The 25,550-nt window shown below is 68.5% G+C and carries 23 protein-coding genes; 7 read left to right on the top strand and 16 right to left on the bottom strand.

All coding sequences use genetic code 11. From position 1 onward, the window contains the following. Nucleotides 1-162: 162 nt before the first annotated feature. Entirely contained in the window at nucleotides 163-1,005 is an 843-nt protein-coding gene (locus AC5Y5Z_RS06945; RefSeq protein WP_499924140.1) for a DoxX family protein, read from the bottom strand. Between the two features lie 123 nt (nucleotides 1,006-1,128). Here AC5Y5Z_RS06945 and AC5Y5Z_RS06940 point away from each other — a divergent pair, with 123 nt between their 5' ends. Next, the gene (locus tag AC5Y5Z_RS06940; RefSeq protein WP_499924136.1) at nucleotides 1,129-2,250 is read left to right on the top strand and encodes a PQQ-dependent sugar dehydrogenase; all 1,122 of its coding nucleotides are present in this window, start codon (nucleotides 1,129-1,131) and stop codon (nucleotides 2,248-2,250) included. A 3-nt stretch (nucleotides 2,251-2,253) separates the two neighbouring features. On the opposite strand, the gene AC5Y5Z_RS06935 is transcribed toward AC5Y5Z_RS06940, so the two are convergent. The 6 genes from AC5Y5Z_RS06935 to gatC form a co-directional block, all read right to left on the bottom strand. Then, nucleotides 2,254-2,793: a flavin reductase family protein gene (locus tag AC5Y5Z_RS06935; protein ID WP_473139253.1), complete on the bottom strand. Its 540-nt coding sequence runs from the start codon at nucleotides 2,791-2,793 to the stop codon at nucleotides 2,254-2,256. A 114-nt stretch (nucleotides 2,794-2,907) separates the two neighbouring features. Further along, nucleotides 2,908-3,396 carry a flavin reductase family protein gene (locus AC5Y5Z_RS06930; protein WP_499924133.1) on the bottom strand — a complete coding sequence of 163 codons (489 nt, stop codon included), beginning with the start codon at nucleotides 3,394-3,396 and terminating at the stop codon, nucleotides 2,908-2,910. Nucleotides 3,397-3,456: 60 nt separating this feature from the next. After that, nucleotides 3,457-4,965 carry an Asp-tRNA(Asn)/Glu-tRNA(Gln) amidotransferase subunit GatB gene (gatB, locus tag AC5Y5Z_RS06925; RefSeq protein WP_499924130.1) on the bottom strand — a complete coding sequence of 503 codons (1,509 nt, stop codon included), beginning with the start codon at nucleotides 4,963-4,965 and terminating at the stop codon, nucleotides 3,457-3,459. A gap of 44 nt (nucleotides 4,966-5,009) precedes the next feature. After that, nucleotides 5,010-6,041: an ATP-dependent 6-phosphofructokinase gene (locus AC5Y5Z_RS06920; protein ID WP_463827091.1), complete on the bottom strand. Its 1,032-nt coding sequence runs from the start codon at nucleotides 6,039-6,041 to the stop codon at nucleotides 5,010-5,012. 111 nt (nucleotides 6,042-6,152) lie between these two features. Further along, nucleotides 6,153-7,637 carry an Asp-tRNA(Asn)/Glu-tRNA(Gln) amidotransferase subunit GatA gene (gene gatA, locus AC5Y5Z_RS06915; RefSeq protein ID WP_499924123.1) on the bottom strand — a complete coding sequence of 495 codons (1,485 nt, stop codon included), beginning with the start codon at nucleotides 7,635-7,637 and terminating at the stop codon, nucleotides 6,153-6,155. Beyond that, a complete protein-coding gene (gene gatC, locus AC5Y5Z_RS06910; RefSeq protein ID WP_463827093.1) occupies nucleotides 7,634-7,933 on the bottom strand; it encodes an Asp-tRNA(Asn)/Glu-tRNA(Gln) amidotransferase subunit GatC in 300 nt (99 codons plus the stop codon). Before gatC ends, gatA begins: the two co-directional genes overlap by 4 nt. A 118-nt stretch (nucleotides 7,934-8,051) precedes the next feature. Between gatC and AC5Y5Z_RS06905 the strand changes: the two genes are divergently transcribed. The 3 genes from AC5Y5Z_RS06905 (at nucleotide 8,052) to AC5Y5Z_RS06895 (ending at nucleotide 13,343) form a co-directional block, all read left to right on the top strand. Further along, nucleotides 8,052-10,685: a protein kinase domain-containing protein gene (locus tag AC5Y5Z_RS06905; RefSeq protein ID WP_499924118.1), complete on the top strand. Its 2,634-nt coding sequence runs from the start codon at nucleotides 8,052-8,054 to the stop codon at nucleotides 10,683-10,685. 44 nt (nucleotides 10,686-10,729) lie between these two features. Next, nucleotides 10,730-11,386: an ACT domain-containing protein gene (locus AC5Y5Z_RS06900; RefSeq protein ID WP_463827095.1), complete on the top strand. Its 657-nt coding sequence runs from the start codon at nucleotides 10,730-10,732 to the stop codon at nucleotides 11,384-11,386. Between the two features lie 121 nt (nucleotides 11,387-11,507). Continuing rightward, entirely contained in the window at nucleotides 11,508-13,343 is a 1,836-nt protein-coding gene (locus AC5Y5Z_RS06895; protein ID WP_463827096.1) for a bifunctional diguanylate cyclase/phosphodiesterase, read from the top strand. 6 nt (nucleotides 13,344-13,349) lie between these two features. Here the strand turns inward: AC5Y5Z_RS06895 and ligA are convergent, their stop codons facing one another. Continuing rightward, nucleotides 13,350-15,437 carry an NAD-dependent DNA ligase LigA gene (ligA, locus tag AC5Y5Z_RS06890; RefSeq protein ID WP_499924116.1) on the bottom strand — a complete coding sequence of 696 codons (2,088 nt, stop codon included), beginning with the start codon at nucleotides 15,435-15,437 and terminating at the stop codon, nucleotides 13,350-13,352. A gap of 92 nt (nucleotides 15,438-15,529) precedes the next feature. Here ligA and AC5Y5Z_RS06885 point away from each other — a divergent pair, with 92 nt between their 5' ends. Beyond that, the gene (locus AC5Y5Z_RS06885) at nucleotides 15,530-16,156 is read left to right on the top strand and encodes a TetR/AcrR family transcriptional regulator (protein ID WP_499924114.1); all 627 of its coding nucleotides are present in this window, start codon (nucleotides 15,530-15,532) and stop codon (nucleotides 16,154-16,156) included. Here the strand turns inward: AC5Y5Z_RS06885 and AC5Y5Z_RS06880 are convergent. Then, nucleotides 16,153-17,184: a uroporphyrinogen decarboxylase/cobalamine-independent methonine synthase family protein gene (locus tag AC5Y5Z_RS06880; protein ID WP_463827099.1), complete on the bottom strand. Its 1,032-nt coding sequence runs from the start codon at nucleotides 17,182-17,184 to the stop codon at nucleotides 16,153-16,155. The genes AC5Y5Z_RS06885 and AC5Y5Z_RS06880 overlap by 4 nt on opposite strands. A 125-nt stretch (nucleotides 17,185-17,309) precedes the next feature. Here AC5Y5Z_RS06880 and AC5Y5Z_RS06875 point away from each other — a divergent pair, with 125 nt between their 5' ends. Continuing rightward, a complete protein-coding gene (locus AC5Y5Z_RS06875) occupies nucleotides 17,310-17,927 on the top strand; it encodes a sensor domain-containing protein (RefSeq protein WP_499924112.1) in 618 nt (205 codons plus the stop codon). 16 nt (nucleotides 17,928-17,943) lie between these two features. Here AC5Y5Z_RS06875 and mnmA read toward each other — a convergent pair whose 3' ends face one another. Together mnmA and AC5Y5Z_RS06865 are read right to left on the bottom strand one after the other, a co-directional pair. After that, entirely contained in the window at nucleotides 17,944-19,026 is a 1,083-nt protein-coding gene (gene mnmA, locus AC5Y5Z_RS06870; protein ID WP_499924110.1) for a tRNA 2-thiouridine(34) synthase MnmA, read from the bottom strand. Continuing rightward, nucleotides 19,026-20,204 carry a cysteine desulfurase family protein gene (locus tag AC5Y5Z_RS06865; RefSeq protein ID WP_499924108.1) on the bottom strand — a complete coding sequence of 393 codons (1,179 nt, stop codon included), beginning with the start codon at nucleotides 20,202-20,204 and terminating at the stop codon, nucleotides 19,026-19,028. Before AC5Y5Z_RS06865 ends, mnmA begins: the two co-directional genes overlap by 1 nt. A 114-nt stretch (nucleotides 20,205-20,318) precedes the next feature. Here AC5Y5Z_RS06865 and AC5Y5Z_RS06860 point away from each other — a divergent pair, with 114 nt between their 5' ends. Then, entirely contained in the window at nucleotides 20,319-21,824 is a 1,506-nt protein-coding gene (locus AC5Y5Z_RS06860) for a cryptochrome/photolyase family protein (protein WP_473138964.1), read from the top strand. Here AC5Y5Z_RS06860 and AC5Y5Z_RS06855 read toward each other — a convergent pair. From AC5Y5Z_RS06855 to AC5Y5Z_RS06835, 5 genes are all read right to left on the bottom strand, one after another. Next, entirely contained in the window at nucleotides 21,821-22,201 is a 381-nt protein-coding gene (locus AC5Y5Z_RS06855; protein WP_473138965.1) for an SRPBCC family protein, read from the bottom strand. The genes AC5Y5Z_RS06860 and AC5Y5Z_RS06855 overlap by 4 nt on opposite strands. A 25-nt stretch (nucleotides 22,202-22,226) precedes the next feature. Beyond that, nucleotides 22,227-22,748, bottom strand: a complete 522-nt coding sequence (locus AC5Y5Z_RS06850) for a DUF427 domain-containing protein (protein ID WP_499924105.1) — start codon at nucleotides 22,746-22,748, stop codon at nucleotides 22,227-22,229. Nucleotides 22,749-22,752: 4 nt separating this feature from the next. Next, nucleotides 22,753-23,601, bottom strand: coding sequence for a lysophospholipid acyltransferase family protein (locus AC5Y5Z_RS06845; RefSeq protein ID WP_499924101.1), 849 nt, complete (start codon nucleotides 23,599-23,601; stop codon nucleotides 22,753-22,755). After that, a complete protein-coding gene (locus AC5Y5Z_RS06840; protein ID WP_499924100.1) occupies nucleotides 23,598-24,449 on the bottom strand; it encodes a GNAT family N-acetyltransferase in 852 nt (283 codons plus the stop codon). Before AC5Y5Z_RS06840 ends, AC5Y5Z_RS06845 begins: the two co-directional genes overlap by 4 nt. Before the next feature lie 140 nt (nucleotides 24,450-24,589). Then, nucleotides 24,590-25,546, bottom strand: coding sequence for an electron transfer flavoprotein subunit alpha/FixB family protein (locus AC5Y5Z_RS06835; RefSeq protein ID WP_463827108.1), 957 nt, complete (start codon nucleotides 25,544-25,546; stop codon nucleotides 24,590-24,592). Nucleotides 25,547-25,550: the final 4 nt, after the last annotated feature.

Raw genomic sequence — 25,550 nt, 5'->3', positions numbered from 1 at the left:
CGGATCCGGTCGCTGCGGCCAAGGCGGCTGGTTGTAATCGCGGGGTGTGCTCACCGTGACCCCCATGGTCGACCCGACACCGACTGAACCACCGTCGCACGGAGCGACAACGGCTCTCAGGCTAAGTTATCAGCGGCCGGCTGACGAGGAGAATCTGCCGAATCAAGCCAGCGGATTGACGCCGTTGAGCAGCACCCACACCGTGATACCGGCGGCGATCCCGCTCAGCAGCGCCACGAACGAGCCGATGAAAGGCCGGGTGGCCCAGCCGCGGCCCGCGTCCAGACCGTAACGACCGGGACCGGCCAGGATGACGGCGACAGCCATCACGATCAGGCTGATCTGGTATTCGTGCCCGTCGGGCAGGAAATAGGTGAACGTGTTCGAGCGCGGCCGGGCCGAGGCGCTGGCGAGCAACCCGTTGATCAGGAAGGCCAGTGCACCCGCGGCAGCGATCGGGGTGAACAGTCCCAGCACCAGCAGTACGCCTGCCACGATCTCCCCGCCGGCACTCACGTAGGCCAGGATGTCGGCGTGCTGGTAGCCGACGTCGATCAGCGAGTTCTTGAATGCGTGCAGACCTGAACCACCCCACCAACCGAACAACTTCTGCAGTCCGTGGGCGATCAACACCGCACCGAGTCCGATCCGCAGCACCATCAACCCGAAGTTCTGGGTACCGCGCCGCCCGGCGGTGTGCAGCCGATCTTCCTCGTCGTCGATGTCGATGGCGGCCGGCGCCACCGGCACCTGGCGGGCGGGCTGCGGCGAATGGACGTAGGGCAGCGGCTCCTGCGCGTCGAGCAGGTGGTACCCCGAGCCGCTCTCGCCGGCATCGAGGGGCGGGATGATGGTCGTGGTTCCGGTGTTGCCGAAGTTGGTGGAATACCCCGCCGGGGTCAAGTCGTCCTCGGGGTCAACCAGGCTGGCCGTAGCGGGACGGCTGGAGGTTGGCACTGCGGTACTGCCCGGCCGCTGCCAATGCGAATCATTCGAACTGGTCACGGGTGCCAGGGTAAGGGCAATTTCGCCGGAAGCTGGGATTTGAGCGGCGCTTCTGTCTGTTAAATCCGCAGTTCGGCCTATCGGCAGGCTGTCCCGACCACGATTTCCCGTAGCCTGTCGGTCATGCGATTACGGCGGTCGGTTCGGTGCGCGCTGGTGGCGCTGTCCGCCGCGGTGCTGGTGTCGAGCGGTTGCGCGCGGTTCAACGACGCCCAATCACAACCGTTCACCACGGCGCCCGAGCTCAAGCCGCAGCCCAGCTCGACGCCGCCCCCACCGCCCCCGTTACCGGCGACGCCGTTTCCGAAGGCATGTCCGGCACCCGGGGTGATGCAGGGCTGCCTGGAAAGCACCAGCGGTCTGATCATGGGGGTCGACAGCAAGACGGCGTTGGTCGCCGAGCGCACCACCGGCGTGGTCCGGGAAGTCTCCGTCAGCGCCGAGCCCAAAGTGAAGATGGTCATCCCGGTGGACCCGTCCGGGGACGGCGGCTTGATGGATATCGTGCTGTCCCCCACCTTCTCGCAGGATCGGCTGATGTACGCCTACGTCAGCACTCCCACCGACAACCGGGTCATCCGCATCGCCGAGGGCGACGTGGCCAAGGACATCCTGACCGGAATTCCCAAAGGCGCCACCGGCAACACCGGGGCGTTGATCTTCACCAGTCCGACCACCCTGGTTGTGCTGACCGGTGATGCCGGCAACCCGGCACTGGCCGCGGATCCGAAATCGTTGGCGGGCAAGGTATTACGTATCGAACAGCCCACCACGCTGGGTCAGGCGCCGCCGACGACGGCGCTGTCGGGCATCGGTTCCGGTGGGGGCCTGTGCATCGACCCCGTCGACGGGTCGCTCTACGTCGCCGACCGCACCCCCGGCGCGGACCGGTTGCAACGCATCACCAAGAAGTCCGAGGTCTCCACCGTGTGGACCTGGCCGGACAAACCCGGCGTGGCCGGCTGCGCGGCGATGGACGGCACCGTGCTGGTCAACCTGATCAACACCAAGCTCACCGTCGCCGTCAGGCTCGCAGCCAAGACCGGTGCGGTCACCGGCGAGCCCGACGTGGTGCGCAAGGACACGCACGGCCACGCGTGGGCGCTGCGGATGTCGCCGGACGGCAACGTCTGGGGCGCGACGGTGAACAAGACGGCCGGGGACGCTGAGAAGCTCGACGACGTGGTGTTCCCGTTGTTCCCGCAGGGTGGCGGATTCCCCCGCAACAACGACGACAAGACCTGACGGTCAGGGCACGTCGAGGGTGAACCTCAGGCCGTAGCGGCCGTTCGCATCGGACCGGCTGCCGTCGTGCAGGCGCTGCGGAGCTTCCTGGCCGGGATCGAGATCCTCGTCGAGATCGGACAGGTACAGCAGGTCCTCGGGGCCGTCGGGCGCCCACGCCGCGACCGGTTCCAGCAGGTAGGCCACATGATCGCCGACCGGGCTGCGGCTGTAGGTCCGCGCGACGAACCAGGCCGCCGCGTCATCGAGGATCGGCATTCCCGCCGGGCCGCCGCGCCAGGGACAGCGGGCGAAGGTCTCGGCGGCGCCGTCGCCGCGGCGCCCGAAAAGCTCAGCCAGCACCTGCTGGTTGCGCGGCAGGACATGCAGCGCTACATATTCCGACCGATTCGCCACCTCGTGGATGCGACTGTCCAGCGGCACACTGACCATGAAGCTGGGCGGTTGCACGCTGGTCTGGCTGGCGAAGGCGACCAGAGCTCCCGCCGGCTGACCGTCGGCCTGCGTCGTCATCACGAACGCCGGCGAATCCAGCATGGACATCAGGACGTCGAACGGTTCCTCGATCACCTCACCATGATGCGTGGTCGACGGCCCGTCCTGACGGTTTTTCTGGTGGATCGAAGGCCGGATTCATAGCGAATACCGAACAACGGGTTACGGGTCGTGGCCGGGTTTGACGTCGAGGACGTCGGCGAACCTCATGACCTGCACCTCGCTGTCGGCGAACCAGGCGTCGACGGGTTCGAGGAGATAGCCGGTGTGGTCGCCGAAGTCGATGCGTTCCACTGTCTTGCCGACCATCCAGGCCGCCGCGCCGTCCAGAATCGGCATGTCCTGCGGACCGTGGTGCCAGGCACAGTGCGCGAACTTGTCCAGCTCGTCGTCGGTTTCGCCGCCGAAGAGCCGGGCCAGGTTCATCTCGCGCTTGGCGAGGAGGTGCACGGCGAGGTGGTCCGAGCGCCGCGCCACGCCGAAAGTGTGGTTGGTGCGCGACAGTCCCACCAGGAACCGTGGCGGATCGATACCGACCTGGGTGGCGAAACCGACCAGGCAGCCTGAGCGTTCGCCGTCGGCCTGGGTGGTCACCGCGATCATGGCGGCGTCCATCAGCTCAGTCAGCCGGTACAGCCAGTCCTTGCCCACCCGATCATGATGTACCACCGGATCGTCGGCCGATCACGCGTGTCCGGGCCGGAAAGCCGCCTACCCCTGTCCGCACGCCGCCAGCACGAGCTCGCGCACCCGTGCGGCATCGGCCTGTCCCCGGGTGGCCTTCATCACCGCACCCACGATCGCGCCGGCCGCGGCCACCTTGCCACCCCGGATCTTCTCCGCCACATCAGGATTGGCGGCCAAAGCCTCGTCGACTGCGGCCTGCGTCACCGAGTCGTCGCGCACCAGCTCCAGGCCGCGCGCCGACATCACCTGTGCCGGTTCACCTTCCCCGGCCAGCACCCCTTCGACCACCTCGCGAGCCAACTTGTTGGACAGCTTGCCCTCCTCGACCAGCGCGATGACCGCCGCGACCTGGGCCGGGGTAATGGGCAGTTCGTCGAGCCCGGTGCCGGCCTCGTTGGCCTTCTGCACCAAGAAGTTTCCCCACCACGATCGTGCCTCTTTGCTTGCTGCGCCGTGCTTGACGGTCGCAGCGACCAGCTCCACCGCACCGGCGTTGACCAGGTCGCGCATCACCTCGTCGGAGATGCCCCACTCGTCCTGAATTCGCTTGCGGCTCAACCACGGTAGCTCAGGGATGGTGTGGCGCAATCTCTCCACGAGCTCGCGGCTGGGCGCCACGGGCTCGAGGTCGGGTTCGGGGAAATACCGGTAGTCCTGCGCGGTTTCCTTCGCGCGACCCGGGCTGGTGTAGCCGGCCTCGTGGAAATGCCGGGTTTCCTGGACGATTTTGCCGCCGGCCAGCAGCACGGCGGCCTGACGCTGCATTTCGTAGCGCACCGCCACCTCGACGCTTTTCAGCGAGTTGACGTTTTTCGTCTCGGTGCGGGTGCCGAATTCGGCGGCGCCCTTGGCCATCAGTGACACGTTGGAGTCACAGCGCATCGAACCCTGGTCCATCCGGACATCGGAGACGTCCAGCGATCGCAACACCTCGCGCAGCGCGGTGACGTAGGCCCGTGCGATCTGCGGTGCCCGGTCCCCAGCACCCACGATGGGTTTGGTGACGATTTCGATCAGCGGCACACCCGCCCGGTTGTAGTCGATCAGCGAGGTGGTGGCGCCGTGGATCCGGCCGGTCTCGCTGCCGATGTGGGTGAGTTTGCCGGTGTCCTCCTCCATGTGCGCGCGTTCGATCTCGACCCGCCAGGTGGTGCCGTCCTCCAGCGGCGCCTCCAGGTAGCCGTTGATGGCGATGGGCTCGTCGTATTGCGAGATCTGGTAGTTCTTGGGCATGTCGGGGTAGAAGTAGTTCTTCCGGGCGAACCGGCACCACGGCACGATCTCGCAGTTCAGCGCCAGCCCGATGCGAATGGCCGACTCCACCGCAACCTGGTTGAGCACCGGCAGCGACCCGGGCAGACCCAGGCATACCGGGCACACCTGCGTGTTGGGCTCGCCGCCGAACACGTTGGCGCAGCCGCAGAACATTTTCGTGGCGGTGGACAGCTCGACGTGCACTTCGAGTCCGAGTACCGGGTCGAACTGTGCGATGACCTCGTCATATTCCAGCAGGTCAGCCCTGGCAATCGTCATGGACACCGATCCTAACGGTGACTGCGGGGGCGGTCCCGCCAGCGTCAGCCGAAGAAGGCGGCGGCGTCGTCGTAACGGCTTTCGGGCACCAATTTGAGTTGACGTACGGCGTCGGCCAGCGGAACCCGGCCGATGTCCTGGCCCCGCAGCGACACCATCTGTCCGTACTCGCCGGCGTGCGCCGCATCGGCGGCGTTGACCCCGAACCTGGTGGCCAACACCCGGTCGTAGGCCGTCGGAGAGCCGCCGCGCTGGACGTGACCCAGCACGGTCACCCGCACGTCCTTGTTGATGCGCTTCTCCACTTCCGATCCGAGTTGGGCCGCCACCCCGGTGAACTTTTCGTGGCCGAACTCGTCAATGCCGCCTTCGCGCAACGCAATTGATCCTTCGACGGGCTTAGCGCCTTCGGCCACCACGCAGATGAAGTGCGAATCTCCGCGCTGGAAGCGACGTTTGACGAGACGACACACCTCCTCGACGTCGAAGGGTTGCTCGGGAATGAGCGTCATGTGCGCTCCGGAGGCCAGGCCGGCGTTCAGCGCGATCCATCCGGCGTGTCGTCCCATCACCTCGACCAGCATCACCCGCTGGTGGGATTCGGCCGTGCTGTGCAGCCGGTCGATGGCGTCGGTGGCCACCGTCAATGCGGTGTCGTGGCCGAAAGTGACGTCGGTGCAGTCGATGTCGTTGTCGATGGTCTTGGGCACACCGACCACCGGGACATTCTCCTGCGCGAGCCAGTGCGCGGCCGTCAGCGTGCCTTCGCCGCCGATCGGGATGAGCACGTCGATGCCGTTGTCGTCGAGGGTCTGCTTGACCTGGTCGAGCCCGGCCCGCAACTTGTCCGGATTCACCCGCGCGGTGCCCAGCATGGTTCCGCCCTTGGCCAGCAACCGGTCGTTGCGGTCGTCGTTCTTCAGTTGCATGCGCCGGTTCTCGAGCAGCCCACGCCACCCGTCCTGGAAGCCGACCACCGACGAGCCGTAGCGGGCGTCGCAGGTCCGCACGACCGCCCGAATGACAGCGTTGAGGCCGGGACAGTCGCCGCCGCCCGTCAGTACTCCGATGCGCATGGGTTCATCTTGCCCCGTGGCCCCGCTGATGGCGCGAGCAGACGCAGAATCGCATAGAAACCGCTGATTTCGTGCGATTCTGCGTCTGCTCGCCAGCCGTCGGAGCGGCCCTCAGACAGCGGTGGGCAGCGGCCCGCGGGCGGCTTCGTAGGCGGCTCCGACCCGGTAGAGGCGGTCGTCGGCGAGAGCGGGCGCCATGATCTGCAGTCCTACCGGCAGGTTGTCGTCCGGGGACAGCCCGGACGGCACCGACATTCCGCAGTGGCCGGCCAGGTTCAGCGGCAACGTGCACAAGTCGAACAGATACATGGCCAGCGGGTCGTCCACCTTCTCCCCCAGCCGGAAGGCGGTCGTCGGCGTGGCCGGCGAGACCAGCACGTCGACGGACCGGTAGGCCTCGTCGAGGTCGCGGGCGATCAGCGTGCGGACCTTCTGCGCCTGGTTGTAGTAGGCGTCGTAGTATCCGGCGGACAACGCATAGGTGCCAATCATGATGCGGCGCTTCACTTCTGGCCCGAAGCCGGCCGCGCGGGTCAGTGCCATCACTTCTTCGGCACTGTGTGTGCCGTCGTCGCCGACCCGCAAGCCGTAGCGCATCGCATCGAAGCGCGCCAGGTTGCTCGACACCTCCGACGGCAGGATCAGGTAGTAGGCGGGCAATGCGTAGTCGAAGTGCGGACAGTCCACTTCGCTGACCTCGGCGCCCAGCGATGTGAGCTGCTCGACGGCGGCTTCGAACGACCTGAGCACCCCGGCCTGGTAGCCCTCGCCGCTGTGTAGCTCGCGGACCACGCCGACCCGCACGCCGTTGAGGTCACCGCTCGCACCGGCCTTGGCGGCGTCCACGACGTCGGGCACCTCGGCGTTGATCGAGGTGGAGTCGCGCGGGTCGTGACCAGCGATCACCTGATGCAGCAGCGCGGTGTCCAGGACGGTGCGCGCGCACGGTCCACCCTGGTCCAGCGACGACGCGCATGCCACCAGCCCGTACCGGGACACCGTGCCGTAGGTGGGTTTGACGCCGACGGTTGCGGTCAGCGCGGCGGGCTGGCGGATCGAGCCGCCGGTGTCCGAACCGATGGCCAGCGGTGCCTGAAATGCGGCCAGGGCCGCCGCGCTGCCGCCACCGGAGCCGCCGGGGACGCGTTCGACGTCCCACGGGTTGCGGGTTGGGCCGTAGGCGGAGTTCTCGGTCGACGAACCCATCGCGAACTCGTCCATGTTGGTCTTGCCCAGGATCGGGATGCCCGCGGCCCGCAGCCGGGCGGTCAGGGTGGCGTCGTACGGCGCTTGCCAGCCCTCGAGGATCTTCGAGCCGCAGGTGGTGGGCATGTCGGCGGTGGTGAAAACATCCTTGAGGGCCAGCGGCACCCCGGCCAGTGCCGACGGCAGCTCCTCCCCGGCGGCCACCTTGTCGTCGACGGCGGCGGCGGCCGTCAGCGCGGCGTCGGCTGCGACGTGCAGGAATGCGCCGTACTGCGCGTCGGTGGCGGCAATCTGGTCCAGGCAGGCCCGGGTGAGCTCGGTCGACGACAGTTCTTTGGCGGCGATCTTGGCGGCCAGGGTGGCCGCGTCGAGCCGGATGATCTCCGTCACTGGCTCTCTCCGAGGATCTGCGGGACGGCGAAGCGCCCGTCGACGGCTTCGGGTGCCGCGGCAAGCGCCTGCGGCTGGGTCAAGGACGGTCGGGGCTCGTCCGGCCGGGTGACGTTGACGTCCTTGAGCGGGTTGTCGGTGGCTTCCACGCCGGTGACGTCGACGGCCTGGATCTGGCTGACGTGGTTGATGATGGCGTCGAGTTGACCGGCGAAACTGTCGAGCTCGGAGTCGGTCAGTGCAAGCCGAGCCAGCCGGGCCAGATGGGCCACCTCGTCGCGAGAGATCTGGGACACGAGCGAAAAGCCTAACCTCCGGCGACGATGCATCCCGGCACGGGATGTTGAGCAGCCGGAGGACGCGGCTGCGGCGTTACCCTCGTCATGGATCACACCGAGCATCGGATCGATAGTCGTGCGAACAGACCTCGGGCATTACCGCCTGCTCCGGCCGCTGGCCCGGTCGCGCTGCGAAGTGTACGAGGCCGAGAACACGATCAGCGGGCAGCGGGTCGCCCTGAAGATCCTGCCGACGCGCCGCGCGCCCGACACGCTGCGCGCGCAGTTGCGCCAGGACATGACCATCACGGTGCAGCTGCGCGACGAACCTCATCTCGTTCCCGTCGACGAGTGGGGCGAACTCGACGGCCGGTTCTACCTGCAGATGCCGCTGCTGGCCGGTAGCGATCTGCAGACCCTGCTGGACCGCGACGGTCCACTCGAACCGGCGGCAGCAGCCGATCTGGTGGATCAGCTCGCCGCGGCACTGGAGGCCGCGCACCGGGCCGGTCTGATCCACACCGGGATCGCACCGCAGAACATCCTGGTCGGGGACGACGGTTCGGCGTATCTGCTGGGTCTCGGTTACCGCGATTTCCTTGCGCAATGCGAGGCGTACGACGACGTTCTGGACCCGGGCCACACGCTCGCCGATGCCCGGATCGGTTGGCCCCCTGAACAGTTCACCGGCAACGGGCTGTCCGAGCGCGCCCATGTCTACGCCCTGGCCGCGGTGGCGTATGCCTGCCTGACCGGCGCGCCCGCCGACCGGGCCGGCACTGCGACGCCCAGCCAGCTGCGCGCGAGCCTGCCCACGGCCGTCGACGACGTGGTGAATCGGGGCATGTCCCGGGATCCCGCGGATCGCTTCGCCACTGCGACACATCTGGCCCACGCGATCCGCGACGCACTGGTCGAACCGCACGTCGACGAGCCGCCGGCTCAGTTCGGGCAGTATCGGTTGCTGCGGCGACTGCCGGGCCGGCGCCATGCGTGTTACGAGGCCGAGGACACCACCACCTCGGCGCGGGTTGCGGTGCAGATGTTCAGGGCACGCGATGCCGACGATCCCCTGGTGCGTCGGGTGAAGCGCGAGGTGAGCATGGCGACGCTGGTGCTGCGGCCGCTCGGGGAGCCACAGCTGGTGCTGGTCGATCACGTCGGTGAGGTCGACGGCCAGTTCTACGTGCAGCTGCCCTACATCGAAGGCGTGGCGCTGGGCACGTTGCTGGATCGGTACGGACCGCTGAGCCCGTCGCGGGCCGTGCAGGTCGTCAGCCACATCGCGGGTGCGCTCGACGCGGTGCACGGCGCGGTGCCGCTACCGGGAGCGGTGGTGCCGGATCGGATTCTGGTGAGCCGACACCACCTGGCTTACCTGCTGTGCGAACCGGTATTGCAGGACGACGATCCCGACTCGAGTCCCCTCGACACCGAACCGCCTGTCTTCGGGTATCTGGCTCCGGAACGCTTCCAGACCGGCGACCGCACCAATGCCGGGGACCGGTATTCGCTGACGTGCATCCTGTACGCGTGTCTGACGGGTGTGTCGCCGTTCGGCGGCAGCGCCGCAGAGCAGATCCGTGGACTGCTCGCCAACGACGCGCCCAGACCCAGCGAGGTGAACACGTGGGTGCCGCGCACCTTCGATGCGGTGATCGCGCGCGGCATGGCCAAAGACCCGCAGCAGCGCTACCAGAGCGCGGGAGAGCTGGCGGCGGCTGCCCGCGCAGCGCTGGAGTCGGTGGCAGCGCCGACGATGGAGGAAGCCATCCCGCTTCCTACCGCGGAGATCTCTGCGGTCACCGTCCCGCTGCAGCTGCCGGGCTGTGGCGTGTGCGGCCACGGCGTTGTCGTCGACAGCGGCCGGTCGCAGGCCGACGAGTTGTTGTGCGAGAGCTGCCGACGGCAGGGATTGCCGGGCGAGTTGGTTCGACGCCTGCAGGGCGCCTCGGACGAGCCGGTGACCGTCGCCGGTTTCGTGTTGCTGGAGACGCTGGACCGGGGCGGCGGACCCGGCCAGGTGTTTCGCGCCCGCAAGCAGGTCACCGGGGACATCTGCGTGTTGCGCGTGGTGGCGAAGACCGCGGTAGCCCCCGACGAGGCCCGGCGGTCGGCGCCATTGGCGGACCTGTCGGGCTTGCGCAACCCCAACGTCGTCGCCCTGCAGGAAGTCATACCGCTCGGCGAGTTCCTGTTGGTCGTCTCGGAATACTGCCCGGGTGACACGGTGCAGGGACTCGTCCGGCGGCTGGGCCGGCTCTCGGTCCGCCAGGCGATGTCAGTGGTCCTGCCGTGCCTGGACGGGATCGACGCGGCGCACAGCTTCATGCGCAGCGACGGCTCGATGGGCGTCATGCACCGCAACATCACCCCGGCCAGCCTGCTGCTGACCTGGACCGGCCCGCATCCGGTCACCAAGATCGCCGACTTCGGCTTCGCCACGCCGACACCGCCGGACCCGGAGTTCACCCCGCGGCCGCAGGTGGTCCGACCCGACCGCGCGGCCCGGGACGTCGACACCTGGCGGATGGGAGCCTGCCTGTACTACATGCTGTCCGGCGCCGCGCCCCGGCAGCCTTCGGACAGCAGAGATCCCGCCGAGGTCGTGATGAGCACGACAGCTACGCCGATCCGCCGGCTGAACCTCGAGGTGCCGCCGCGACTCGCGGCCGTGATCGACGACGCCGTGACCGACGCTCCGCACATCAGCATCCCGACGGCCAGCCACCTCGCGGCGGCGCTGCGCGCAGCGGTGCGCTTCAGCTGAGAGCCGACATGCCCTCGCGGCTCGGCTGTGCAACAGTGTTGGCCGTGCCGTCGTATCTGTTGCGCATCGAGTTGATCGACCGACCAGGCAGTCTGGGGTCGCTCGCGGTTGCACTCGGTTCGGTGGGGGCCGACATCCTGTCGTTGGACGTGGTGGAGCGCAGTTCGGGGTATGCCATCGACGATCTGGTGATCGAGCTGCCGGCGGGATCCATGCCGGACACGCTGATCACCGCCGCCGAAGCGCTGCCCGGGGTGCGGGTGGACAGCGTCCGCCCGCATACCGGACTGCTGGAGGCGCACCGCGAGCTGGAACTTCTCGACTTGGTGGCCGCGGCCGGTGGCCCGGAGGCAAAACTGCAGGTGCTGGCCGATCACGCTCCCCGAATCCTGCGGGTGGGCTGGTGCACGGTGTTGCGCAGCACACAGGGCAAGCTGCAGCGACTGGCCGCCAGCGCCGGAGCGCCGGAGACCCGCGCCGACGCTGCTCCCTGGTTGCCGATCGAGCGCGCCGCGGCGTTGGACGGTGGCGCCGACTGGGTCCCGCCGGCCTGGCGGGACCTGGACACCACCATGGCCGCCGCGCCGTTGGGTGACCCGCAGACGGCGGTGGTGCTGGGCCGGCCGGGCCCGGAGTTTCGCCCGTCGGAGGTAGCTCGGCTGGGCTACCTCGCAGGCATTGTCGCGACGATGTTGCGCTGACGACCTGCGACTCGGTCGTCCTGGTCGCGCTGTGGCGCTATATTGAGGTTCCCATCCAGGCGGGGCGAGACTTTGCTGCAAGCGCAGCGAACTGTGCGACAGGCAACGCGGCAAGGAACCGATGGACAGCTCCGCTCCTCTCAGTCTGAACGCGATCATCACCGCGGTCGCCACCAAACTCCTGGGTGCGACCACCGGCAACGCCGCGCAGATCAGCACCGAGGTGCTGGCCGACCTGGTGAGTTTCCTCGATGTCGACGTGAGTTTCCTGCGGCACAACGACCACAGCATTCATGCAACGGTGTTGGTGGCCGAATGGCCGCAGCGGCCGAACATCCCGGATCCGGACCCGCTGCACACCATCTACTTCGCCGACGCCGACCCGATTTTCGCGATGGCGGAAAACGCCAAGAAGCCGGTGCTGCTGCGGCCTGACGCCCAGAGCGACGTATACCGGCGAATCGTCGCGGAGGCCACCGGCATACCGGCTGTCTCGGCGGCGTGCTTCCCGTTGTTGTCCGGTGACGTCACCACCGGCGTGCTCGGTTTTGTGAAACTGGGCGACCGCCGGTGGGACGACGACGAGATCAATGCGATGACCATCATCGCCACAATGTTCTCCCAGGTCCAAGCCCGGATAACCGTCGAAGACCGGTTGACCTACCAGGCCGCGCACGACGACCTGACAGCGCTGCCCAACCGGCAGAGTCTGCTGGCGCACCTCGACGGGCGGCTGGCCGGCGATGACGGACCGGTGGCGGTGCTGTCCTTCAATCTCGACCGGCTCAAAGCCATCAACGACTATCTGGGCCGCGCGGCCGGGGACCAGTTCATCCGCGATTTCGCGACCGAGACCCGGGCGGCGTTGCAGGGTCGGGGCCTGATCGCCCGGGTCGGAGGTGACGACTTCGTGGTGGTGCCCACGGCGACGATGGACCTGGCGCAGGCGCGACGACTGGCGGAGGACCTCAGTGTTCGGCTCACCGACCACGTGCGGGTGGACGGCGAGATTCTCAATCGCACCGTCAGCGTCGGCGTTGCATTCGGTACGCCCGGCAAAGATTCCAGCCTGAGTTTGCTGCGGTACGCCGACGAGGCGCTGTCGGCAGCCAAGGCGTCCGGGGAGCGGATCGGCGTCTTCTCCCCCGAGATGCTCAGCCGGCGGGAGTTGCGCGCCGAGATGGAATTGCATCTGCAGCACGCCATCGAAACCGGCGCACTGACCGTCGTCTACCTGCCTGAAGTTCACATGGTGACGGGCAACATCCTGGCGGTGGAGGCGTTGGTGCGCTGGCAGCACCCGACGCGGGGGCTGCTGTTGCCCGACCTGTTCATTCCGGTCGCGGAATCGTTGAACCTGGCCGGGCAACTCGGTGAGTGGGTGCTCAACGCCGCGTGCGCCGACATGGCGCGCTGGCGGGCGGCCGGGGTGGGGGCCGCCACCATGCTGCGTGTCAATGTCTCGCCGGCCCAGCTGGTGGCGCACGACCTGGTGCGCGCGGTGGACCGCGCGATCAGCCGGTGCGGACTCGACGGCACCGCGATCGGCCTGGAGATCACCGAGAGCATGCTGATCAGAGACCTGGTCAGCACGAGAACGGTGCTGAGCGGGCTCACCGACATGGGGATCGACATCGCCATCGACGACTTCGGCACCGGGTTCAGCGGGATGGGCCTGCTCAGAACGCTGCCGGTGAGCACGTTGAAAATCGACCGGGGGTTCGTTCACGATTTGGAGACCAACAGCGACGATCTGGCGATCGTGCGCGCGGTCCTCGGCCTCGCTCAGGCGCTGGACCTCAACGTCGTCGCCGAGGGCGTCGAGACCGCAGGCGCGGCCCGAGCCCTGCTCGATCTGGGCTGCTTCCGCGCCCAGGGCTTCCTGTTCAGCCCGCCGCTGACCGCGGCGGCCACCCAGCGACTGCTGACCGTGGGCTCGGTGCGCACCGATTTCTGAGTGCGTTCAGTCGGCGCCGCCTTCCTCGACGGCCGGCCCCTCAGCCAGCAACTTTCGGAAACCGTCCTCGTCGAGCAGGGGCACCCCGAGTTCGACGGCCTTGTCGTACTTCGACCCGGGCGCGTCGCCGGCGACCACGTAGGAAGTCTTCTTCGACACCGAGCCGGCCGCCTTGCCGCCGCGGGACACGATGGCTTCCTTGGCCTCGTCGCGCGAGAAACCGGTCAGCGAACCGGTGACGACGATGGTCAGCCCCACCAGATTGCGCGGCACACTGTCGTCGCGCTCGTCGGCCAGCCGCACCCCGGCCGCCCGCCATTTCTCGACGATCTCGCGATGCCAGTCGACGGTGAACCACTCGGTGACCGCGGCCGCGATGGTGGGCCCCACCCCCTCCACCGCGGCGAGTTGCTCGGTGGACGCGGCGACGATCTCGTCCAGGCTGCCGAACTCAGTGGCCAGGGCGCGAGCCGCGGTCGGACCGACATGCCGGATCGACAGCGCCACCAACACCCGCCACAACGGCGCGGCCTTGGCCTTGTCCAGATTGGCCAGCAGCCGTTTGCCATTGGCCGACAGACCGCCGGCCTTGGTGCGGAACAAGTCGGTGCGCAGCAGGTCCTCTTCGGTGAGATCGAACAGGTCGCCCTCACTGTCGACCACATGCGCCCCCAGCAACGCCACACCCGCTTCGTAGCCCAGCCCTTCGATGTCCAGGGCGTTGCGGCTGGCGACGTGAAAGATCCGCTCCCGCAACTGCGCCGGGCAACGCTGGGTGTTGGGGCACCGGATGTCGGCGTCGCCTTCCTTGGCTGGCGCCAGCGTGGTTCCGCATTCGGGACACGTTGTGGGCATGAGGAATTCGCGCTCGGAGCCGTCCCGCAGATCGACCACGGGGCCCAGCACCTCGGGGATGACGTCGCCGGCTTTGCGGATCACCACGGTGTCACCGATCAGCACACCCTTGCGTTTGACCTCCGAGCCGTTGTGCAGGGTCGCCTGGGACACCGTCGAACCGGCGACCTTGACCGGTGTCATCCAGGCGAACGGCGTCACCCGCCCGGTGCGGCCCACATTGACCCGGATGTCGAGCAGCTTGGTCTGAGCTTCCTCGGGCGGATATTTGTAGGCGATCGCCCAGCGCGGAGCCCGCGACGTGGCGCCCAGCCGCCGCTGCAGGGCCACTTCGTCAACCTTGATGACGACGCCGTCGATCTCGTGGGCCACCTCGTGCCGGTGCTCACCCCAGTAGTCGACGCGCTCTTGCACGCCGTCGAGGTCGTCGACCAGCGCGGTGTGGTCCGACACCGGCAGTCCCCATGCCTTGAGCGCCAGGTACGCGTCGTGCTGGGTGGGCGGGCGGAAGCCTTCGGTGTGGCCCAGGCCGTGGCAGATCATCCGCAGCTTGCGGCGCGCGGTGACGGCCGGATCCTTCTGGCGCAACGATCCCGCTGCGCTGTTGCGCGGATTGGCGAACGGCGGCTTGCCGTCTTCGACGAGGCTGGCGTTGAGCGCCTGGAAATCATCCACCTGGAAGAACACCTCACCGCGTACTTCGAGCACGTCGGGGACCGGGTAACGATCGTCGGCGGTGAGCCGGTGCGGGACGTCGTCGATGGTGCGTGCGTTGTTGGTGACGTCTTCGCCGGTGCGCCCGTCACCCCGGGTCGCCGCGCGGGTCAACCGGCCGTTGCGGTACACCAGCGACAAGGCCACGCCGTCGATCTTGAGCTCACACAGGTAGTGCGCCGCGTCGCCGACCTCGGCGTGCACGCGGGCGGCCCAAGCGGCCAGTTCCTCGCTGCTGAACGCGTTGTCGAGGCTGAGCATCCGTTCCAGGTGCTCGGCGGCTTCGAAGTCGGTGGCGAATCCGGCGCCGCCGACCAGCTGGGTGGGCGAATCGGGAGTACGCAGCTCGGGATGCTCGGTCTCGAGCGCTTCCAGCTTGCGCAACAACACGTCGAACTCCGCGTCGGTGATGATCGGCGCGTCGCGCACGTAGTACCGGAACTGGTGTTCACGGACCTCCTCAGCCAGGTCCTGCCACTTCCGCAGGATTTCGGGGGCAGTCTGGTCGGCTGCTGAGGAGCTCACTCTCGCAGGCTAACCGAGCGCTCCGACACGTCGCCCGGCAACAGACCGCCGCAGCTGGACAGGTCCTCGGACGGTCCGACTACAGTTTGACGATGGCACCGCGACGCCCACCGACCCGGGCGGCAGCCGAGGCCGGCAGGCCGGTGGCGGGCGACGATCTCGAAGACCGCATCCTCGACGCAGCGCTGGCGGAGTACATGGACTTCGGCATCCATCGGTCGAGCATCGACAGCGTGGCCAGACGACTCGGTGTCGACCCCAGGACCGTGACGCAGAAGTTCACCAAGGCTTCGCTGGCCGACGCGGTGATGGTGCGCGAGGCGCGGCGTTACCTGGCCAACGTGGGCCAGCGCATCGCCGGGGACACCCTCCGCGCCCGAGTCGAGGAAGGTTTCGTCGCCGGCGTCTCCCGTCGCCGCGAACAGCACATCCTGCAGGCGCTGCTCGACCGCGACCCGGTGGCGGCGATGGCATTCCTGGTAGGTCCCGACGCGGGCCGGCTGCTGGAATACGCGACCGAAGTCACCCGCAAAGCACTCGCAGAGGCGCCGGACGCGTCCGCGTACACCGCGGCCAGCCTGGACGCCGCCGCGCTCGCCACGATTCGGCTGGCGCACTCGATGTCCAACGCCCCACCGGATCGCGAGATGGACGACCACTATCTACGCTCGATCGCCCGCAGCGTCCTGCTGCCGATCCTGATGCCGGTCTGCCGCTAGTCGCCGATCTGGTCGGGATCGTCGGCGAACGCTTCAGCGGCCCGGCGAGCAAGCTCAATGGCAGTGCGCGCCCACTCCGACGTGGCGTCCGCCAGGCCGCAAGCCGGAGTGACGCCCACCCGGTCCCGCAAGGCCGCACGCCCGAACCCGAGCCGGTCGACCACGCCGACCAGGGCGACCGCGACCTCCTCGGCGGACGGCCGCCGCTCCGGGGCGGCAGCGGGCACCACGCCCAGCAGGATGCCACGACCCGAGTCGACCAAGGCCGCGATGGCGTCCAAGTCGGCGGCCTTGAGCGTGCCGACATCCACCGACACCGCGCTGAACTGACTGCGCTGCAACAGATTCCAAGGCAGGTCCGGGGCACAGCTGTGCAGCAGCGCGTCCCCGCCGACCGCCTGCACGCAGGTGTTCAGCAGGTCGGCGGCAACAGTTTCGTCGAGCGGGCGGACCGGACTCAGTGCCGTCACCCCGGTCAGGCCCCCGCCCAGTGCGGTCGGCAGCGTCGGTTCGTCGAATTGGACCACCACCGGCGTGTCGAGGCGGCGCGCCAGCGTCGCGCGATGGCGGGCTACGCCCTCGGCCAACGAAGCGGCCAGGTCCCGTAGTGCGCCGGGATCGGTGATCGCGCGGTGGCCGTTGCTGAGCTCCAGCCCGGCGGCCAGCGTGACCGGTCCCGGAGCCTGCACTTTGACCACCCGGTCGCCACCACGCAGACCTGCTGTTTCCCAGGCCTCCTCCAGCGCATCCATGTCCTCGTCCAGCAGGCTGATCGCGCGGCGCGTCACCGCGCCCGGGCGCGCCACCACGCGGTAGCCGCGCGGCACCGTGTCGACGGCAACGTCGACCAGCAGCGCGCCCGCGCGTCCGATCAGGTCGGCACCCACTCCCCTGCCAGGCAACTCGGTCAGATGGGCCATCGCGCCCGCCAGTTCGCCGACGACGACCTCTGCGGCCCGGCGCGCGACAGTCCCGGGCCAGGAGCCGATCCCGGTGGCCTTGACCGGCAGGTCCGCGAAAACACTCACCGGCCAACCGTATTCGACTTCGCTTTGCGCACCGGCTGGCAGGGGTGTTTAGTGCGTTGCACGGGTCACGATTTTCCGTCGGCAACAGGCGGCGCGCGGGTAGGTTTGGCGCAGAAGGGTGGCAGATGGCCAGACTGCTGTGGTGTTGCGCGCTGTTGCTGACCGCCGCGTGTACCCGGGTGGTGGCCGGCGAAGCGTTGCCCAAGTTCGGCGCCGTCCCGGTCGGGGTGCTCGACGCGGGCGCGGTGCTGCTGGACCAGTCGCGGATGCGCGCCATCACCGGCGCGGGTGAGCATCTGACGATCATCCCGTCGATGGACGGCAGATACCCCGTCGACGTCGACAGCCTCGCTGCCACCGCACCGCCGGAGTGCCGCTTCGTGTTCGCCGAGACCGCCACCTTCGGCCCGGAAGTGAAGGCGTTTCACAAGACGACGTTTCAGGACCCGCCACAGGGCCGGTTGATCTCGGAGGGCGCGGCGAGCTACACCGACACCGACACCGCCCGACGCGCGTTCGACGCGTTGGTGGCCACCGTCGACAGTTGCGCGGCCAGTTCGATGGGCTGGCTGCTCGTCGACGAGTGGAAGGCCGGTGCCGACTCGCTGCGGATGCGGCCGGGCAACTGCGGCCGTGACTACCGGGTGCTCTCGGTGGCGTTGCTGGAAGTCACCTTCTGCGGCTTCCCGGAATCGGTGTCGGAGATCGTGCTGACGAACATCGCTGCCAACGTGCCCGGCTGACCATCCGGCCGCCCGATCACGACCCCCGGGACGTAGCCGCGATAGTCGCGCTGCCGATCACCTCGTCGCCGTCGGGGTCGGGACGGTAAAGCACCAGGGTCTGCCCGCGCGCCACCCCGCGCAACGGGGCACGCAACTGCACGACGAGTTCGTCGTCCACCAATTCTGCTACCGCACTGGTGATTTCACCGTGTGCCCGGACCTGGACCTCGCACTCGATCGGGCCGGACGGCGGGTGGCCGCCGGTGAAGACCGGCTCCCGGCCGGTCACTGCCAGCACGTCGAGGTCGGCCACGTTGCCGACGTGCACCGTCGCGGTGTCGGCGTCGATGGCCGTCACATACCGCGGCCGGCCGTCCGGGCCGGGTCCGGCGATGCCCAGCCCCTTGCGCTGCCCGATGGTGAACCCGTGCACGCCGTCGTGCTCGGCCACTACGGTCCCGTGCTGGTCCACCACGCTGCCCGGACGGACGCCGATCCGGGCGCCCAGGAACGCCTGGGTGTTGCCGGACGGGATGAAACAGATGTCGTGACTGTCCGGTTTGTCGGCGACGGCCAGGCCACGGCGCGATGCCTCGGCGCGGATCTGCGCCTTGGGGGTGTCGCCGATCGGAAACGCCGCGTGCCGCAATTGCGCGGCACTGAGCACGGCCAGCACATAGGACTGGTCCTTGGCGCGGTCGACAGCGCGGCACAGTCGGCCGTCGGCGAGTCGCGCGTAATGCCCGGTGACAACCGTGTCGAAGCCGAGTGCCAATGCACGCGCCGACAGTGCCGAGAACTTGATCTGCTGATTGCACCGCACGCAGGGATTCGGAGTTTCCCCGCGGGCGTAGGACGCCACGAAATCGTCGATCACATCCGCCTGGAACTTCTCGGCGAAATCCCAGACGTAGAACGGTATTCCGAGTACATCGGCCACCCGGCGCGCATCGGCGGCGTCTTCCTTGGAACAGCAGCCCCGGGATCCGGTGCGCAGGGTGCCCGGCGCGGTTGACAGCGCCAGATGCACGCCCACGACGTCATGTCCGGCATCGACCATGCGGGCGGCGGCGACCGAGGAGTCGACGCCACCGCTCATTGCGGCGAGGACCTTCATTACGAAAGCCCCGCTGCGGCCAAAGCCGCCCGGCGCGCCCGCGCCACCGCGGCGGGCAGCACCTGCAGCGCGGCATCGACGTCAGCGTCGACGCTGCTGTGCCCCAACGACAGTCGCAACGACCCACGGGCACTGGCCGGATCGGCGCCCATCGCGAGCAACACGTGCGAGGGCTGCGCGACACCGGCCGTGCAGGCCGACCCTGTCGAGCATTCGATTCCGTTGGCGTCCAACAGCATCAGCAATGCGTCGCCTTCACACCCGCGAAAGGTGAAGTGCGCGTTGCCCGGCAGTCGCAGCGGATCGAGGGCGCCGTTGAGGTGAACGTCGTCGATCTCGGCGAGCACACCCGCCACCAGGCGATCGCGCAATGCGCGCAGCCTCGCGCTATTGGCTTGCAGTCCGTCCACGGCGAGGCGGGCGGCGGTGGCCATTCCGACCGCCCCCGCGACATCCGGTGTGCCGGAACGGATATCGCGCTCTTGACCGCCGCCATGCAATTGCGGCACACAACTGACGTCGCGCCGCAGCAGCAGCGCACCCATCCCCGGCGGGCCGGCGAACTTGTGCGCGGCCACGCTCATCGCCGACAAGCCGCTGGCCGCGAAATCGACCGGCAACTGGCCGACGGCCTGGACAGCGTCGCTGTGCATGGGAACGCCGAATTCGGCGGCGACCGCGGCCAGCTCGGCGACCGGCATGACCGTGCCGACCTCGTTGTTGGCCCACATCACCGATACCAGCGCCACGTCTTCGTGGGTCTCTAGCTCCGCGCGCAGATCGGCGGCGGACACCGAGCCGTCGGGCGCGGTCGGCAGCCAGCTCACTTCGGCGCCTTCGTGCTCGGCCAGCCAGTTCACCGAGTCCAGCACCGCGTGGTGTTCGACCTCGGTGGTGATGATGCGCCGCCGGCCCGGCTCCGCGTCGCGGCGGGCCCAGAAGATCCCCTTGACGGCCAGGTTGTCGCTTTCGGTCCCGCCGGCGGTGAACAACACTTCGGAGGGACGCGCGCCCAGCTTGTCGGCAACCAGCTCACGGGACTCTTCGACCCGGCGGCGCGCCGCCCGGCCCGCGGTGTGCAGCGACGCGGCGTTGCCGACGGTGCCCAGGACGGCCGTCATCGCCTCGATGGCGGCGGGGTGCATCGGGGTGGTGGCGGCGTGATCGAGGTAGACCATGACCCGGCTTACGATACCGGCCTGTCCGGGCGACGACGCAGGCCGCAGCGGCCGCAGCCGGCCGTAGGGTGAAGAAGTGCCCAGCCCAGCCCCGCCCGCGCAACCCGAACTGCCGTGACCGACCGATCCGAGGCTGACTCCGCCCGGGAAACCCGGCGCTGGTGTTTTGCCGACCAACTCGGCCCGCACTTCCTCGACAGACCCGATCAGCTCGCGCTGCTGATCGAGTCCAGGGCGGTGTTCGAACGACGGCGTTTCCATCGCCGCAAGGCCCATCTGGTGCTCTCCGCGCTACGGCATCGCGCCGCCGAACTCGGCGGGCAGGCCGTGTTCCTGCAGACCCGCACCTACCGTGAAGCCCTCGCACAGGTTGACGGCCCGCTCAGCGTATGCCAGCCCACGTCGTGGGCCGCGGACCGATTCGTGCGTTCGCTGCCGTCGGTCGAGGTGTTGCCGGCCCGCGGCTTCTGCACCACCGGCGACCAGTTCGAACGGTGGGCGGGCGGGCAGCGCACGCTGCGGCTGGAGAACTTCTACCGCAGCGCGCGCCGCCGGTTCGATCTGCTGATGGACGGCGACGAACCGGTCACCGGTCGATGGAACTTCGATGCCGACAATCGGGAGCCCGCGCCGAAGAACGAACCAGCCCTGGGGGTGCCCGCCCCGTGGCGGCCCGACGAGGACGAGATCGACGAACAGGTCCGCGCGGATCTGGACCGCTGGGAACGCGACGGCGAGGTCGCGTTCGTCGGATCCGACGGCCCCCGCGAATTCGCCGTCACCGCAACCGAAGCCCAGCAGTCGCTCGAGGTGTTCCTCCGGGATCGGTTGCCGCACTTCGGTCCGCACGAAGACGCCATGCTCGCCGGTGACCGTTTCATGGCGCACAGCCTGCTCTCGGCCCCGATGAACCTGGGCCTGCTGGATCCGCTGCAGTGCGCCTATGCCGCCGAGGACGCCTACCGGGACGGCACTGCGCCGTTGGCAAGCGTGGAGGGTTACATCCGCCAACTCATCGGCTGGCGCGACTACATCTGGCACGTCTATTGGCATTTCGGCCGAAATTACCGCCGCCGCAACGCATTACAGGCCCACGCCGCTCTCCCGGACTGGTTCGCCGAATTGGACGCCGACGCCGTCGAAGCGCACTGCCTCAGGGACGTACTGGCCCAGGTCCGCGACCACGGCTGGGTGCACCACATCCCGAGGCTGATGGTGCTGTCCAACTATGCGCTGCAACGGGGTTGGCACCCGAGTGCGGTCACCGACTGGTTTCACCGTTGTTTCGTCGACGGCTACGACTGGGTGATGGTCGCCAATGTCGTTGGCATGTCATTGCACGCGGACGGCGGGTTGATGGCGACCAAGCCGTACGCCGCGGGCGGGGCATACATCAACCGGATGAGCGACTATTGCGGTGGCTGCCGGTATCGTCCCGGTGTCCGCGTCGGCGACGACGCCTGCCCGTTCACTGCCGGGTATTGGTCGTTCCTGTCCCGGAATAGCGAAGCGCTGCAGGGCAACCACCGGATGAAGCAGCCGCTGGCCGGCCTGGGCCGGCTCAAGGATCTCGACGAAGTACTGGCCCAGCAGCGTGCAATGGGCAATCGCCCACCTTAATTGGCGGCCAGTAGCAACTTTTCGATGCGATGCAGCGCCAGCGCACACACCGTCAGGTAGGCCGACGCCCACCACGGCGCGCTGAATGTGACCCGCGCTCCGCCCTCGGTCGGGTCGACGCGGTGTGACGTCGCGGGGATACCGGCGACCTTCCACGCCCAGAATCTGCCCGGCTGGAACTCGGTGATCAGGAACGGCACTCGCACCAGCAGCGATGTCTGAACCACACCCGTTGCTCCCAGCGCGAGCTCGGAGTACAGCGGGTCCAGTTCGGCGCCGCTGATCGAAGGCCCCCATTTGGGCCATGCGTCCAGATCGACCAGGAGCTGCCAGGCCGCCTCGGGCGACGCGGATATGGTTCGGTGCACACTGAGCATCTGCAGGGGTTTCCCCGCTGCGCGGCTACCAACCGCTCGATCCCGCAATTCCCTTGAACGGACCGGCAATCCGGCTGGTGATCCAGCCGCCGTAGAAGCCGCCGGGTTGCGGAGTCACCTCCTCGCCGTCCACCGTGCACCGGTCCACCCGGGCCGCCAGCACCGCGATCGCGTGCGCGATCGCGGCGAACGGCGCTGTCGGCCGCTCGTAGGTCCATGCCGCGCCCGGTGCCTGCCGTTGGGCGGTCACCAGGTCGAAGTAGCTGGCCCGGCCCTTCCATTCGCACCAGGACGCCCCGGGGGCCGGATGTAGCGCGCCCTCGACGAAGGCCTCGCGGGGCAGGTAGTACGTCGGCGGGTGACTGGTCTCCAACACCCGCCACGAACGGGTTGCCCTGGCGATGGTCTGACCACCCAGTTCGATGGTTATCGAACCGGTGAAAACGTCCAGCCGCGGCGGCCGCGGATAGTCCCACACCGATTCCTGTCCGGGTCCCGCAGGATCGGGCTGCGGCCAACGACTCAGCACCATCGCCCCATTGTCCATGCGACTACGCCGTCAGCGCGTATCCGTGACCCTGACCGACGGTCTCGGTGGGTCCCCGTACCGCGGACTGGCACCGTCGGGCCAGTGCCCGCCGGTCCGCACCCGGCAGTTGCAGGGATTCCACCCGCACCCTGGCGATCGTGCGGCGCACCTGAACCACCCGGTAGACCGATCGCAGCAGGGTGTCGCTCCCGACGAAGGCCGGCGCGGTCGACACGCTGCCGTCGATGTCGTGATAGGTCAGCCGCAGCGGCTGCACCGGACGGGCGGCGTCGATCGCGGCCTGGAACATCGCCGGGTAGAAGCTCCCGTAAGCCAGACCGCACCACGTGGTGCCCTCCGGGAAGGCCACCACCGTGTGACCGGCCCGCAGCCGGCGCGCCACGGCGTCCACCACGCCGGGCAGCCGTCGCAGACTGGTCCGTTCGATGGGGATGATCTGCAGGATGCGGGCCACGATGCCGGTCGCGGGCCCGCTGAACATGTCGGCCCGGGCCACGAACGAGCCGGGCAGCACCGCACCGATGGCGAAAATGTCCAGCCAGGACACGTGGCTGCTGACCACCAGAACGCCCCGTAGATTTCGGATGGGGCTGCCCGACACCGTGATTCGCACGCCGAGGACGCGCAATGCAAGTCGGCAGTAGGCGCGCTGCAGATGCGTGCGACCGGGTAGCGGCACGCCCAGCAACGGCAGGCCCGGCGCCAGCAACAGCAACAACGCGATCCGCAGCGCGACCCGCAGATGAACCCGAATCGACTGTGGCGCAACGGAAGCACCCGAACGTACACAGCTTGCGTCGCACGATGCGCGGGGCAACCAGGAGTGCCCGGCCGGGGCGAGCTGGGTCACCGGCCGGTCCCCGCGCCCAGTTGCGCGACAGCCGAAACCGACCGCAGCCGTTTGAGATAGCGGGTGTCGGCGTCCTTTTTGCCCAGCAGTACGCAGAAATCCCCGACGCCGAAGTCCGGGTCGTGGGCGGGCTCGCCGCAGACCCGGGCGCCCAGGCGCAGGTAACCCCGCATCAGCGCCGGGATCGCCGGGCGGGCCGGCGGTGTGATCTCGCCGAGCCCTTTGCCGTCGATGCGCACCGGCCGGTACGGCCGAACCCGGTACTGCGCGGCGTGCCGGGCGAGCACGAAGTCACGCACGCCGCGAAGCTGGCTGCCGGGCGCCTCGCCGTCGGTGTCGATCGGCACCGATACGCAGCCGGTGACGTGGTCGTAGTCACAGCGATCCAGATAGGCCAGAATCCCCGCCCACATCAGCAGCACCACGCCGCCGTTGCGGTGCCCGTCGCGCACCGCCGCGCGGCCCATCTCGACCAGCGACGGACGCAGTGCATCGAAGGCGCGGACATCGAATTCCGTTGCGGTGTACAGGCCGCCGGCGGCGATGGCACCGGCCGGTGGCAACATCCGGTAGCAACCCACCAGTTCGCCGGTGTCGTCGTCGCGCACCAGGAGGTGGTCGCAGAATTCGTCGAACCGGTCACTGTCGCGGCCGTCGCAGGCCGCGGGTAGCGAGAAGCCCGGGGTGCTGCTGAACACGTCGTAACGCAACCGTTGTGCCGCTTCGATGAGGCTGGGATCGGTGGACAGCAAAAGGGAGTAGTGCGGGCCGGCGGCCGACCCCGCCCTGGTCGAAGCCGCCCGACCACGTTGTTTTTCACTGGGTATGAGGACAGAAGCGATACTCATGCCAACAACGTGGCGTAGCCGTTCAGCTAATCGGCATCGGCGTGCTGACGGGTCGGTGCACGTCAGATGACGAACAGACGCAGAATCGCCCCGGAAAAGATGTTCCGGGGCGATTCTGCGTCTGCTCGCGCAGGGGAGTGTTAACCCTTGCGGGCCTTGATTCCCTCGGTCAGCTGCGGGGCCACCTTGAACAGGTCGCCGACCACGCCGTAGTCGGCGATCTCGAAGATCGGCGCTTCTTCGTCCTTGTTGACCGCGACGATGGTCTTGGACGTCTGCATGCCGGCCCGGTGCTGGATCGCTCCCGAGATGCCCAGGGCGATGTACAGCTGCGGCGACACCGTCTTGCCGGTCTGGCCGACCTGGAACTGGCCCGGGTAGTAGCCGGAGTCGACGGCGGCGCGCGAGGCACCCACCGCGGCGCCGAGCGAGTCGGCCAGTTCCTCGACGACCTTGAAGTTCTCCTCGCTGCCGACGCCACGGCCGCCGGACACCACGACGGTGGCCTCGGTGAGCTCCGGCCGGTCACCGGCTACCGCAGGCTCCCGCGAGGTGATCTTCGTCGCGTTCTCGGCCGGCTCGGGCACGTCCACATTGACCACCTCACCGGCGCCGTCGGACGGCTCGGCGTCGATGGCGCCGGCCCGGACCGAGATCACCGGGGTGTCGCCGTTGACCTGCGACTCGACCGTGTAGGCCCCACCGAAGATGGAGTGCACGCCTTTGCCGCCCTCCTGCACGCCGACCACGTCGACCAGCAGGCCCGACCCGATGCGGGCCGCGAGTCGACCGGCGATCTCTTTGCCGTCGGCGTTGGAGGAAACCAGTACCGCGGCCGGTTGCGACGACTCCGCCAGCGACGCCAGCACGTCCACGTACGGCGTGATCAGGTAGTTGTCCACCACCTCGGACTCGGCGACGTAGATCTTCTCCGCACCGGCGGACTTCAATCCGTCGATGAGCGGCTCGGCCGTGCCCGGCGCACCGATGACGACGGCGGCCGGTTCGCCCAATGCGCGCGCTGCGGTGATCAACTCGGAGGTGACCTTCTTCAGCGCACCCTCGGCTTGCTCGACAAGCACCAATACTTCAGCCATGAAT

This window comes from Mycobacterium sp. NGS29 (genome assembly GCF_059812965.1).
The sequence above is the reverse complement of the archived record's forward strand: the minus strand, read 5'-3'. Positions and strand labels throughout refer to the sequence as shown.

What these genes read in the sequence shown, in the direction of transcription:
- AC5Y5Z_RS06885 (WP_499924114.1), top strand. Translation starts at nt 15,530, where the DNA reads ATGGCACCGCGACGCCCACCGACCCGGGCGGCAGCCGAGGCCGGCAGG.
- mnmA (WP_499924110.1), bottom strand. Translation starts at nt 19,026, where the DNA reads ATGAAGGTCCTCGCCGCAATGAGCGGTGGCGTCGACTCCTCGGTCGCC.
- AC5Y5Z_RS06865 (WP_499924108.1), bottom strand. Translation starts at nt 20,204, where the DNA reads ATGGTCTACCTCGATCACGCCGCCACCACCCCGATGCACCCCGCCGCC.
- AC5Y5Z_RS06935 (WP_473139253.1), bottom strand. Translation starts at nt 2,793, where the DNA reads ATGTCCATGCTGGATTCGCCGGCGTTCGTGATGACGACGCAGGCCGAC.
- AC5Y5Z_RS06895 (WP_463827096.1), top strand. Translation starts at nt 11,508, where the DNA reads ATGGACAGCTCCGCTCCTCTCAGTCTGAACGCGATCATCACCGCGGTC.
- AC5Y5Z_RS06835 (WP_463827108.1), bottom strand. Translation starts at nt 25,546, where the DNA reads ATGGCTGAAGTATTGGTGCTTGTCGAGCAAGCCGAGGGTGCGCTGAAG.
- AC5Y5Z_RS06940 (WP_499924136.1), top strand. Translation starts at nt 1,129, where the DNA reads ATGCGATTACGGCGGTCGGTTCGGTGCGCGCTGGTGGCGCTGTCCGCC.
- AC5Y5Z_RS06855 (WP_473138965.1), bottom strand. Translation starts at nt 22,201, where the DNA reads ATGCTCAGTGTGCACCGAACCATATCCGCGTCGCCCGAGGCGGCCTGG.
- AC5Y5Z_RS06875 (WP_499924112.1), top strand. Translation starts at nt 17,310, where the DNA reads ATGGCCAGACTGCTGTGGTGTTGCGCGCTGTTGCTGACCGCCGCGTGT.
- AC5Y5Z_RS06850 (WP_499924105.1), bottom strand. Translation starts at nt 22,748, where the DNA reads ATGGACAATGGGGCGATGGTGCTGAGTCGTTGGCCGCAGCCCGATCCT.
- AC5Y5Z_RS06920 (WP_463827091.1), bottom strand. Translation starts at nt 6,041, where the DNA reads ATGCGCATCGGAGTACTGACGGGCGGCGGCGACTGTCCCGGCCTCAAC.
- gatB (WP_499924130.1), bottom strand. Translation starts at nt 4,965, where the DNA reads ATGACGATTGCCAGGGCTGACCTGCTGGAATATGACGAGGTCATCGCA.
- AC5Y5Z_RS06840 (WP_499924100.1), bottom strand. Translation starts at nt 24,449, where the DNA reads ATGAGTATCGCTTCTGTCCTCATACCCAGTGAAAAACAACGTGGTCGG.